The 11,669-nt window shown below is 72.2% G+C and carries 9 protein-coding genes; 4 read left to right on the forward strand and 5 right to left on the reverse strand.

Going from position 1 to position 11,669, the window contains the following annotated elements; all coding sequences use genetic code 11:
• Nucleotides 1-113: 113 nt before the first annotated feature.
• Together QMO56_RS00225 and QMO56_RS00230 are read right to left on the reverse strand one after the other, a co-directional pair.
• Nucleotides 114-1,271, reverse strand: coding sequence for a patatin-like phospholipase family protein (locus QMO56_RS00225; protein ID WP_283523002.1), 1,158 nt, complete (start codon nucleotides 1,269-1,271; stop codon nucleotides 114-116).
• Between the two features lie 79 nt (nucleotides 1,272-1,350).
• Nucleotides 1,351-2,328, reverse strand: a complete 978-nt coding sequence (locus QMO56_RS00230; protein WP_283523003.1) for a tripartite tricarboxylate transporter substrate binding protein — start codon at nucleotides 2,326-2,328, stop codon at nucleotides 1,351-1,353.
• 210 nt (nucleotides 2,329-2,538) lie between these two features.
• On the opposite strand from QMO56_RS00230, the gene QMO56_RS00235 reads away from it, so the two are divergent.
• Both QMO56_RS00235 and QMO56_RS00240 read left to right on the forward strand, forming a co-directional pair.
• The gene (locus QMO56_RS00235; RefSeq protein ID WP_283523004.1) at nucleotides 2,539-3,132 is read left to right on the forward strand and encodes a biliverdin-producing heme oxygenase; all 594 of its coding nucleotides are present in this window, start codon (nucleotides 2,539-2,541) and stop codon (nucleotides 3,130-3,132) included.
• Nucleotides 3,125-5,704, forward strand: a complete 2,580-nt coding sequence (locus QMO56_RS00240) for an HWE histidine kinase domain-containing protein (protein ID WP_283523005.1) — start codon at nucleotides 3,125-3,127, stop codon at nucleotides 5,702-5,704. The genes QMO56_RS00235 and QMO56_RS00240 overlap by 8 nt, the downstream gene beginning before the upstream one ends.
• A 123-nt stretch (nucleotides 5,705-5,827) precedes the next feature.
• On the opposite strand, the gene QMO56_RS00245 is transcribed toward QMO56_RS00240, so the two are convergent.
• From QMO56_RS00245 to QMO56_RS00255, 3 genes are all read right to left on the reverse strand, one after another.
• A complete protein-coding gene (locus QMO56_RS00245; protein ID WP_283523006.1) occupies nucleotides 5,828-7,387 on the reverse strand; it encodes a bifunctional diguanylate cyclase/phosphodiesterase in 1,560 nt (519 codons plus the stop codon).
• A 130-nt stretch (nucleotides 7,388-7,517) separates the two neighbouring features.
• Nucleotides 7,518-8,786 carry a phosphoribosylamine--glycine ligase gene (purD, locus tag QMO56_RS00250; protein ID WP_283523007.1) on the reverse strand — a complete coding sequence of 423 codons (1,269 nt, stop codon included), beginning with the start codon at nucleotides 8,784-8,786 and terminating at the stop codon, nucleotides 7,518-7,520.
• A gap of 314 nt (nucleotides 8,787-9,100) precedes the next feature.
• Nucleotides 9,101-9,391, reverse strand: a complete 291-nt coding sequence (locus QMO56_RS00255) for a hypothetical protein (protein ID WP_283523008.1) — start codon at nucleotides 9,389-9,391, stop codon at nucleotides 9,101-9,103.
• A 147-nt stretch (nucleotides 9,392-9,538) separates the two neighbouring features.
• Between QMO56_RS00255 and QMO56_RS00260 the strand changes: the two genes are divergently transcribed.
• Both QMO56_RS00260 and xseA read left to right on the forward strand, forming a co-directional pair.
• Complete coding sequence (locus tag QMO56_RS00260) at nucleotides 9,539-10,135, forward strand: hypothetical protein (RefSeq protein ID WP_283523009.1); 597 nt, start codon at nucleotides 9,539-9,541, stop codon at nucleotides 10,133-10,135.
• 50 nt (nucleotides 10,136-10,185) lie between these two features.
• Entirely contained in the window at nucleotides 10,186-11,658 is a 1,473-nt protein-coding gene (gene xseA / locus QMO56_RS00265; RefSeq protein ID WP_283523010.1) for an exodeoxyribonuclease VII large subunit, read from the forward strand.
• The last annotated feature ends 11 nt before the right edge of the window (nucleotides 11,659-11,669 follow it).

The raw sequence follows: 11,669 nt of genomic DNA on the forward strand, positions 1-11,669 counted from the left end.
TTCCCCCAGACCCCCATCTTCTTTCTTCAAGTCTCCGGCGCTTGCGGTGAGGCGGAGCCAAACTGGCAAAAAGAAGAAGGGGGTTTGGGGGAATTCATTCCCCCGACCTTGTTTCAGGCCCGGTGCACGTCATGCACCTGGATGCCGCTGCCCGGCGGCGGCATGGCCAGCCAGTTGCCGTGCAGCAGGGTGGCGCGGGTATCCTCCAGGCCGCTGCGCCAATGGTCGCGCATGGCGGTGGTGGAGAACTCGTAGTCCTTCGCCTGCCCTTCATGCACCTGCTGCTGATAGATCAGGTGCAGGATGACCACCTCCGGCAGCCGCTCCAGCCGCTGCCGGGTCTTCTTCTGCTCGGCGTCGAGCCGGTCCTCGGGGAGCTGCTCCAGCGCGCGCTTCAGCTCCATCTCCAGCGCCCGGATGCGGCGGTAGAAGTCGGTGACGACACGGGTGCGGCTGCTGTAGCGGATGTCCTTCTCGCGCGAGAGCACCGCCGGCATCGAGCGCGGCACCAGCCCGCGCGCGCTGAACAGGTCCACCTGGAAGGCCAGCGTGTTGCTGTCCCCGATGTTCTCCAGCAGGTGCTGCAACGGCGTGTTGGAGACGAGGCCGCCATCCCAGAAATAGTCGGTGCCGACCCGCACCATCGGCAGCGAGGGCGGCAGCGCGCCGGAGGCCATGATGTGGTCCTCGGTGATGCGCATATGGGCGCTGTCGAAATAGGCGAAGTTGCCGGTGGCGACGTTGACCGCGCCGACCGAGAAGCGGATGCGCCCGTCGTTCAGCCGGTCGAAGTCCACCAGCTCGCGCAGCGTCCGCCGCAGCGGCTCGCTGCTGTAGAAGGCGGTCGCGGTCTTCGCGCCGGGCAGCGAGAACCAGGGGTTCGGCATGTTCGGCGCGAAGAATCCGGGCTGGCCCTGCATCATGGTGAGCAGCGCCGAGGCCTCGTGCCGCCACTGGCGGAACAGGTCGCCATCCGGCAGGGCGCCCCAGATGCGCTCGTTGGTAATGCGCTCCCAGAAGGTGCGCAGCGCGCTGATCCGGTGCTCCGGCGCATTGCCGGCGATCAGCGCGCCGTTCACCGCGCCGATGGAGACGCCGGCGATCCAGTCCAGCCCCAGCCCCGCCTCGGCCAGCGCCTCGTAGACCCCGGCCTGGTAGGCGCCCAGCGCCCCGCCGCCCTGCAGCACCAGCGCGGTCCTGCGCCCGCCGGCCGGGCGCCAGGAAGCCTCGGCGGAAGAAGGGCCGGACGAGGCGGAGGATGGCAGGTCCATCGGCGGGTTTCCTCGGTCATGGGCGGAAGGGCTCAGATGCGCCCGTTCCACCGCACTGCCAAGCCCCGCGCGGCGCGCCTCAGATGCGCAGGTTGAGCCGGTCGATCATCGCCTTCTCCTCGCTCCAGGTGCGCTCGGCAAAGGCCTTGTACTCCTCCGGCCCCATGTAGATCACCGGCATGTCGTAGCGGTCGAGGATGGCGATATGCTGCGGGTCGTTCACCGCCTTCCTGAAGGCCTCGTCGAGCACGCGCACCACGGCCGGGTCCATTCCCTTCGGCCCGGCGACGCCGTAGGGCGAGGTGGAGACGATGTCGATGCCAAGCTCCTTGAGGTTCGGCGTCTCGGGGAAGCGCTTCGCCCGCTCCGGCCCCCAGGTGACCAGCAGGCGCAGCCGGCCATCCTTCACCATCTCGGCCCAGCCGGAGCTGTCGGCCAGCGCGTGGATCTGGCCGCCGAGCAGCGCCGTCACGTTCTCGGAGAAGCCGCGGAAGGGCACATGCGTCCACTCGATGCCGCGCTGCCCGGCGATCTGCTCCATCGTCAGGTGCAGCGAGGTGCCGACGCCCGGCGTGCCGTAGTTGATGCTGCCCGGCTTCTGCCTGGCGGCGGCCAGGAACTCGTCGAAGCTCTTCCAGGGCGCGTCGGCGCGCACCACCACGCCGAACAGGTAGCCGGTCAGGTGGCTGACCCAGGTGAAGTCCCGCAGCGTGTTGAAGGGCGGCTTGTCCACCATCTGCGGATAGCGGAACACGCTGATCGGCATCTGCGACAGGGTGTAGCCATCCGGCTTCTCGTTCACCAGCGCCTGCGGGCCCAGCACGCCCCCGGCCCCGGCCCGGTTCTCCACGATCACGGGCTGGCCGAGATGGCGGGCGGCGGCCTCGCAGAAGGCGCGCATCTGCACGTCCGTGGTGCCGCCGGCGGCCCAGGGCACGATCATGCGGATGGGGCGGCTGGGAAAGCCGCTCTGCGCCAAGGCGGAGGTCGCCAGGGCGGGGGTCGCCAGCGCACCGGCCGCCAGGGCCAGGGCAGCGCGACGGGTCAGTAGGCTCATCGTCAGAATCCTCTCTGCGCACGGGCTTCTGAAGGCCCGTGACCGCTGCCAGATGTGGCGCATCCGGCCGGGGCGGCGCAACCATCCTGTCCCCGGGCGCACGCGCCGCGCCGGCGCGCCCTTGACCGGCGGGGCCATACCGGAAGATTGATCGGCCTCCCACGGTCAGGCGCTGTGCCGATGCCGGCGCTGGGCGAGAATGCAGCGGATATGACGACGACTTCCCCGACCGCCCGCAAGGCTGGCCTGCGCTGGCACCTGCGCACGGCGACCCAGGACCTGCACGCGGAGGCCGACCGGCTCGGCCAGGGCTTCGACCTGCGCAGCCGGGCGGGCTACCGCAGCTTCCTCCGCGCCCATGCGCGCGCCCTGCCCGCGCTGGAAGCGGCCTGCGATGCCGCCGGACTGGAGCAGATGGTGCCGGACTGGCCGCAGCGCCGGCGCCGCACGGCGCTGGAGGCGGACCTGGCGCGGCTGGGCGCCGCCTTGCCGCCGGCCGGGCGCGTGACACTTCCCTCCGGGCCTGCCGCGCTGGGCGCCGCCTATGTTCTGGAAGGCTCCCGGCTCGGTAACGCCATGCTTCTTCGCATCATCCAAAACGCATCAGCCCTCGCGAATGTCAGCGCAACCGCCTATCTCTCGCATATGCCCGGCCCGGAAGGCTGGCCCGGTTTCCTCGGCCGCCTGGAACAGGCCCTGCCGGAACCCACCCACTGGGCCGAGGCCACCGCCGGCGCGCGCCTTGCCTTCGACTGTTTCCTGATGGCCATGCACCGAGAAAGGATGGCTCCCCTGCATGCATGATGATCTCGGCGAACTGGCGCTGCCCGCTGGCGTTGATCTGACCAATTGCGACCGCGAGCCCATCCATCTCCTCGGGACCATCCAGCCGATCGGCTTCCTGGTCGCGGTCTCGACGGACTGGATCGTGCGGCGGGCCTCGGCCAATGCCGGCGAGCACCTGAGCCGGAGCACGGAAACCCTGCTGGGCGAATCCCTCACGGCGCTGCTGAGCCGCGAGGCGATGCACCAGATCGGCGGGCGGCTGCACCTGCTGCGCGGCGCCAATGCGGTGGAGCGGCTGTTCGGCGTCGCACTGTGTGAAGGCGGCATCCCCTACGACCTCGCCATCCATCTCTCGGACGACCTGATCGTGCTGGAAGGCGAGCCCTCCGACCTGGAGGACGCGCTGGAAGCCGGCAACACCGTGCGCGGCATGCTCTCCCGCCTGCACCAGGCGGAGGGCTTCGAGGGCATCTGCCGCGAGGCGGTGCGGCAGATCCGCGGCCTCACCGGCTTCAACCGCGTCATGCTCTACCGCTTCGACCATGGCGGCGCGGGCGAGGTGATCGCCGAATCGGCGGCGAGCTTCCTGCCCTCCTTCATGGGGCTGCACTTCCCGGCCTCCGACATCCCGCGGCAGGCACGGAAGCTCTACGAACGCACCTGGCTGCGCCTGATCGGCGACACCGAGGCGCCGCCGGTGCCGGTGCTGCCGCTGCTCGATGCCCGCCGGCAGCCGCTCGACCTCTCGCTCAGCGTGCTGCGCAGCGTCTCGCCGATCCATATCGAGTACCTGCGCAACATGGGCGTGCAGGCCTCCATGTCGGTCTCGGTGCTGCGCAAGGGGCGGCTCTGGGGGCTGATCGCCTGCCACCACAATGAGCCGCTGCGCGTCTCCTTCGAGCGCCGCACCGCCGCCGAGCTGTTCGGGCAGGTGTTCTCGCTGGTGCTGGAGAGCCGCGAGCGCGAGGCCGACCAGGCGCGCGAGGCCGAGGCCAACCGGGTGCACCAGCAGCTGATGGCGGCGCTGGGCGCCATGCGGCCGGGCAGCCAGTCGCTCACCGAGTTCCTGGAGCTGCTCTCCGAGGTGATCCCCTGCGACGGCATCGGCCTATGGAGCAAACGCGGCACCGCGATGCGCGGCCATGCGCCGACCATCGAGGAGTTCTCCGGCCTGGTCCGCTTCCTGAACCGGACGGCCTCGGGCACGATCTACGCCACCCACCGGCTGGGCGAGATGTACCCGCCGGCAAGCGAGTTCGCCGAGCGCACGGCGGGGCTGCTGGCCATCCCCCTCTCCCGTACTCCGCGCGACTATCTCGTCTTCTTCCGCCGCGCCGTGACGCATTCCGTCACCTGGGCGGGCGACCCGCACAAGCCGGTGGCGCTCGGCCCCAACGGCGCGCGGCTGACCCCGCGCAAGAGCTTCGCCGCCTGGCAGGAGACGGTCGAGGGCCAGAGCCGCCCCTGGGCCGAGAGCGACCTGCTGATGGCCGAGCGCCTGCGGGTGACGCTGCTGGAGGTGGTGCTGCAGCTCACCGACCTCGCGGAGCGCGAGCGGCAGGCGGCGCAGGAGCGGCAGGAGATCCTGATCGCCGAGCTGAACCACCGCGTGCGCAACATCCTCGGCCTGATCCGCGGCCTGGTGACGCAGAGCCGCGGCCATGCCGCCACGGTGGACGAGTTCGCCGAGATGGTGGGCGGGCGCATCCAGGCCCTCGCCCGTGCGCATGACCAGATCACCACCGACCGCTGGCGCCCGGCGCCGCTGGACGAGCTGATCCGCGCCGAGGCGGAGGCCTACCTGAACGGCCAGACCGACCGGCTGCGCCTCTCCGGCCCGCCGGTGCTGCTGGAGCCGGGCGCCTATACCACCCTGGCGCTCGTCATCCACGAGATGATGACCAATGCCGCCAAGTACGGGGCGCTGTGCGACCGGAGCGGGCGCGTGAGCGTGCGCTGGGACTTCACCGGCAACGCGGACCTGGAGATCCACTGGATCGAGGAGGGCGGCCCCCCGGTGAAGCCGCCGATGCGCCAGGGCTTCGGCACCACCATCGTCGAGCGCGCCCTGCCGCACGACCTGAAGGGTGAGGCCGAGCTGCACTACAAGCTCTCCGGCATGGAGGCCCGCTTCCTGCTGCCGGCCGACTGCGTCCACCGCGGCGAGGGGGGCGGCCGGATGCCGGAACTGTCCTCCGCCCGGCCGGAGGCTCCACAGGAGGACATTTTCGCGCTTTCCGGCCGGGTGCTGCTGGTCGAGGACAACCTGCTGATCGCGATGGATGCCGAGGACCAGCTCCGCCGCATGGGCGCGACGGAGGTGGACGTGGCGAGCAGCGTGCAGGCCGCCCTGCGGCTGCTGGAGCACGCTCCGCCGCAGATCGCGCTGCTGGATGTCAATCTCGGCCGTGAAAGCAGCTTTCCCGTGGCGGATGCGCTGACGGCCCGGGGCATCCCCTTCATCTTCGCCACCGGCTATGGCGAGACCAATGCCTTCCCGGACCGCTTCCGCAGCGCGGAGGTGGTCGGCAAGCCCTATACGGCGACGGAGGTGCGGCAGGCGCTGCAGCGCCGGCTGTCCGGCCGCTAGAGCATTTTCCGTTCGCTCCGGCTCACGGAAAACGCTCCAACTGTTTGTTTTTAAGAGCATCTTCACCCATTCCGATGATGCCATCGGAACGGGATCTGCTCCAGGCCGCGTCGGCCCGCCGCCTCAGGCGGCGGGCTGCTTCCGCTCCGGCTGGTTCCGCGCCAGCAGGCTCGCGGCCTCCGGGCACGGCATGGCGGCGCCGAACAGATAGCCCTGACCGTACTGGCAGCCCAGTTCCCGCAGAAGCCGCTGCTGCCCGGCCTCCTCGATCCCCTCCGCCGTGATGGCGGTGCCCAGGCCGAGCCCCAGACCGAGGATGGAGCGGACGATCTTCATCTGCTTCTCGTCACCCCGGAAGGAGCGGATGAAGGAGCGGTCGATCTTGATCTTGTCGAAGGAGAAGCGGGAGAGCAGCGCCAGGCTGGAGTAACCGGTGCCGAAATCGTCCAGGGCGACGCGGATGCCGGCGCCCCGCAGCTCATCGATCACGCGCTGCGCCACTTCCGGCTCCTGGATCAGGGCGCTTTCGGTGATCTCGACCTCCAGCCGCTGCGCCGGCAGCGTGGCCTCCCGCGCGGCGGCGATGATGCGGCGCGCGAGCAGCGAATCGGCCAGTTGCAGAGGCGAGAGGTTGAAGGCCACCCAGACCGGCGCCGGCCAGCCCGCCGCATCCTCGCAGACCTGCCGCAGCAGGTGCTCGCTCAGCGTTCCGATCAGGCCGCAGCGCTCGGCGGCGGCGATGAACTGGTCGGGCGGGACGAAGCGGCCATCGGGCGCACGCCAGCGGGCCAGCGCCTCGAAGCCGGCGACATGGCCACCGGCGAGATCGACGACCGGCTGATAGTAGGGCCGGATGGCGCCACTCTGCACCGCGGCCGGCAGCGCGCGGTCGAGCCAGGCGCGGGCCTGCATCTGCGCCCGCATGGCGGGATCGAAGATGCGGATCTCGTTGCGGTTTCCCTGCCGTGCCGCCTGCAGGGCCACATCGGCGCCGCGCAGCACCTCGCGCAGGGTGGGGCCGTGCTCGGGCACCGCGGCCGCCCCGACGCGTACCCCGATCTCGATCTCCTCCCCGGCCTCCTTCACGGTGCCACGGACGGCCTTGAGGGCGCGCTGGGCGCTCCATGGCAGCGTCCAGGGCAGCGCCTCCTCCATGATCACCATGAACTCGTTGCCACCGACGCGCAGGACGGTGGTGTCCGGGAAGGCGGCGCGCAGCCGCTCGGCCGTCTCGGCCAGCAGCCCGTCCCCGGCGAGGTGGCCGAGCGCGTCGTTCACCTGCTTGAAGCCCGCCAGGTCGATCCGCAGCACGCCGGTGCGGGGCTCGGCGCTGCGGTAGCGGGCTTCGCGCTGCTCCATCAGCTTCGCCAGGAAGTGGCGGTTGGGCAGGCGCGTCAGCGGGTCGTGACTGGCCATCCAGTCGGCGTCGCCCTCCGCCTGGCGGCGGCGCCGGCTTTCCCGCCGCAGGTCGGACAGGCGGCGCAGGGCATAGATGAAACCGCACCAGCCCGTCAGCACCACGGCGGCGAGCAGCTCGTCGGCCTCGATCTCCTCATGATGCGCCAGAAAGGCGACGAGGTGCTCGAAAGCATCGAGCCAGGTGGCCAGCAGACCAGCGAATACGCCCAGCGCCAGCAGAGCGAGTGCATCCGTGACCGCCCGGTGGCGCAAGTACCCCATCATCCCATGCCTCCGCCGCGGGCCGGGGCGAAACCCGGGTGGCCAGCCGCGCCGTTGTCTGGCGGCATGGCCAGCCCCTCAGGCCGCCCCTGGTGCCATTCTGGCGGGGCATGCTGAACGGCGGGTTAAGGCGTCACAGCGCCCGCCAGCCGATGTCACGGCGGCAGAAGCCGTCCGGCCACTTCAGCTGGTCCACCGCGTCATAGGCGGCGTCATGCGCGGCGCGCAAAGTCGGGCCGGTGGCGGCGATGCCCAGCACCCGGCCACCCGCGGCGAGCAGCGCGCCATCCGGCCCGCGCGTGGTGCCGGCATGGAACACATGCGCCCCCGGCACCGCCGCCGCCGCCTCCACGCCCTCGATGCGGGTGCCCTTGGCATAGGCGCCGGGATAGCCGCGCGCCGCCATCACCACCACCAGCGCCGCCTCCGGCGACCAGCGCAGCGCGAACCGCTCCAGCTCCCCGTCGCAGGCGGCGAGCAGCGCCGCCAGCAGGTCGGACTGCAGCCGCAGCATCAGCACCTGGCACTCGGGATCACCGAAGCGGACGTTGAACTCGATCAGGCGCGGGCCGGAATCGGTCAGCATCAGCCCGGCGAAGAGCACGCCGCGGAAGGGGGTGCCGCGCCGCGCCATCTCCGCCAGCGTGGGGCGGATGATGCGCGCCATCACCTCGGCCTCGATCTCCGGCGTGAAGGCCGGCGGCGGGGAATAGGCGCCCATGCCGCCGGTGTTCGGGCCGAGATCGCCCTCGCCCACGCGCTTGTGGTCCTGCGCCGCGGCCATCGGCAGCGCCATGGTGCCGTCGCAGAGCGCGAAGAAGGAGACTTCCTGCCCGAACAGGCATTCCTCGATCAGCACCGAGGCGCCGGCCGCGCCATGCACGCGGTCTTCCATGATCTCGCTGATGGCGGCCTCGGCCTCCGCCGCCGTCCCGGCCACCACCACGCCCTTGCCGGCGGCGAGGCCATCCGCCTTCACCACGATGGGCGTGCCCTTGCGCCGGACATAGTCGCGCGCCGCGGCGGGATCGGTGAACTGCGCCCATTCGGCGCCCGGCACGCCGGCGGCGCTGGTCACCTCGCGGGTGAAGGCCTTGCTGCCTTCCAGCCGTGCCGCCGCCGCGCTCGGGCCGAAGCAGCGGATGCCGGCGGCGGCGCAGGCATCGGCGAGCCCCAGCGTCAGCGGCGCCTCCGGCCCGACCACCACCAGGTCCACCGCCTTGTCCTTCGCGAAGGCCACCAGCGCCGGCACGTCCTCGGCGCCGATCGGCACGCATTCGGCCAGTTCGGCGATGCCGGCATTGCCAGGGGCGCACCACAGCTTGCCCAGCAGCCCGGAGCCGGCGAGCGCCCAGGCCAGCGCATGCTCACGGCCGCCGCCGCCGACCAGCAACACCTTCATGACCTGCCACCCTCCTCGCGCGAAGTCCGGCCGCGCGCTAGCACAGCGCAGCGCGCGCGTCAGCCCATCGCCGCGCATGACGCTGCGCTCAGACGCCAGGGTAGCGCAGCCCGCTCCGGTAACGCAGGACCGCTCCGGCCCAGGCCGGTGTCGGCGCGGCGCGCAATCTGCCTCAGCCGCTCGGGCGGGGCAGCCCGCCAGCAGGCCTCAGGAGGCGCGGACGAGGACATCTTTGCCGCCGCGGCAGGGACTGAGCCGCCCTCCCCCGCGTGTTGGGGACGCCGGCGCAAGGCCTGGGGCCGGCCGGGCACGCCTCAGGGTGCGGGCAGGATGCCGCTGCGCCGGTAGGCGTCGAGGCAGTCGTTGCGCACCCGGGCGCCGATCACCGCCGCCCGCGGGTTGGTCGCGCCCAGCCAGGGCTGGCTCACCTCTGCCGCGCGGCCGCGGCGGATGCAGGCCAGCTCCGCTGCCCGGTCCCGCTCCGTCTGCCCGGACGGGCGCGCCGGCGCCGGCTCCGCCGGCGCTTCCTGCGGCGCGGCACAGCCCGCCAGTCCCACCGCCCACCCCACCGCCAGCCCCGCCGCGAGCCATGCCCTCCGCCGCATTCCCACCCTCCCTTCTCCCCTTGGCGCCGCAGCCGGCGGCCCGCCGGCCCCATTCCGCCGGAGAGCACGCCGGAAGTACACCGCCTGCCTCGATTGACCCCGTGTCACAGCCGCGCGACAAGCGCGCCCCCCACTGGAAACCGCTCCATGCGCATCCCTCTGCAAAGGCTCCTTGCCGCCCTCGCGCTGGCCGCCGGCACCACCGGCGCTGCCCTGGCGAAGGACCGCCCGCCTGCCATGCCGACGCGCGACGCCGTGGTCAGCTATGAGGTGGACCCCAGCCCGCCGACGGTGGAGAGCGTGGCCTTCCTGGCCTCCGAAGGGCGCATCCGCACCGAGGGGCAGGGCCTGCTCAGCCGCGTGACCCATCTGATCGATACCCGGGGCGGCGAGGTGACCGCCGTGATCGATGAGGAGCGCACCTATCACGATCTCGGGAAGGTGGCCGAGGTCATGACACAGGACATCCTGCCCGTCCGGTCCGGGGACAAGGTGAGGCGCGAGGGCACCGACCGCGTCGCCGGCCAGCCCTGCACGCTCTGGCGGATCGAGCCGGCGGGCGAGAGCACCGACGAGGAGGCGCGCCATGCCTGCATCACCGCCGACGGCGTGCCGCTGCGGCTGCGCGAGGGCGAGGGCGAGGACGCCGTGACCCTCTACGTGGCGACGGAGGTGCGCTACGGCGCCCAGGACCCGGCGCGCTTCCGCGTCCCCTCCGGCTACGCGCCGCTCACCGAGCCATAGGGGCCGCTCGCCCTCGCCACAGGGCGCGGCGCGCCGCATAATGGCGCCCGATGGATACGCTTCCCGAAGCCCCCCCCAGCAACACGCCGGAATTCACCGTCTCGGAGATCAGCGGCGCCATCAAGCGCACGCTGGAATCCGAGTTCGGCCGGGTGCGGGTGCGCGGCGAGATCACCGAGCTGAAGGCCTATCCCTCCGGCCATATCTACTTCGCCCTGAAGGACGAGGGCGCGAAGATCCGCGCCATCATCTGGCGCTATGCCGTGCCGCGCCTCTCGCTGCGGCCGGAGAACGGGGTGGAGGTGATCGCCACCGGCAAGGTTTCCACCTATGGCGAGCGCTCGGACTACCAGCTCATCGTCGACCGGATGGAATATGCCGGCGAGGGCGCGCTGCTGGCCCGCGTCGAGGCGCTGCGCAAGAAGCTCGGCGCCGAGGGGCTGTTCGACGAGGCGCGCAAGCGCCCCCTGCCGCTGCTGCCGCGCGTCATCGGCGTGGTCTCCTCCGAGAAGGGCGCGGTGATCCAGGACATCCGCACCACCATCGCCCGGCGCTTCCCCCGTTCGGTGCTGCTCTGGCCGGTGCCGGTGCAGGGCCAGGGCGCGGCGGAGCAGATCGCCGCCGCCATCGAGGGCTTCTCCCGCCTGCCGCGCGGCATCCCCCGCCCGGACGTGCTGATCGTCGCGCGCGGCGGCGGCAGCCTGGAGGACCTGATGGCCTTCAACGAGGAGATCGTCGTCCGCGCCGCCGCCGCCTGCCCGATCCCGCTGATCTCGGCGGTCGGGCACGAGACGGACACCACGCTGATCGACTTCGCCTCCGACCGCCGCGCGCCGACCCCGACCGCCGCCGCCGAGCTGGCGGTGCCGGCGCGGGCCGAGCTGCTGGCCGGGCTGGCGCAGACCGCCGCCCGGCTGCTCGCCAGCGGCCAGGGCGCGCTGGACCGCGCCCGGCTGCGGCTCTCCCGCGTCGAGGGGCGGATGCCGGACCTGCCCGGTCTGGTCGGCGCCGCGCGGCAGCGGCTGGACGACCGCGCCGAGCGCCTCGCCCTTGCCCCGCGCGCGCTGCTCACCCGCAAGCGCGCCGCGCTGGACGCCATCGCCCACCGCCTGCCGCATCCGCGCGAGACGCTGGCCGGCCACCGGCACACGCTCGACCTGCTTGCCGCCCGCGCCGGGGCGGCGCTGCAGCGGATGCTCGACCGCCGCCAGACCGCGCTGCACCGCCTTCCCGATCCCGGCGCCCGCGTCGCGGGGCGGCTGCGCGAGGCTCGGCTGCGCCTGCAGGGGCTCACCGCCCGGCTGGAGGGGGCCTCCTACCAGGGCGTGCTGGCGCGCGGCTTCGCCCTGCTGCGCGACGAGGCCGGCGAGCCGGTGACGCACGCCGCCGATGTCGCGCCCGGCGCCAGGCTGAGCGTGACGCTGCAGGATGGCAGCCTGGACGTGACCGCCGACGGCAAGACGCCCGGCGGCACACCGCCCAAGGGCCGGCGCACGCCCCCCGCCCAGGGCTCGCTGCTCTGACCATGAGGGAC

Origin of the sequence: Roseomonas sp. E05, assembly GCF_030063475.1 — a bacterium.
Lineage (GTDB): Bacteria > Pseudomonadota > Alphaproteobacteria > Acetobacterales > Acetobacteraceae > Pseudoroseomonas.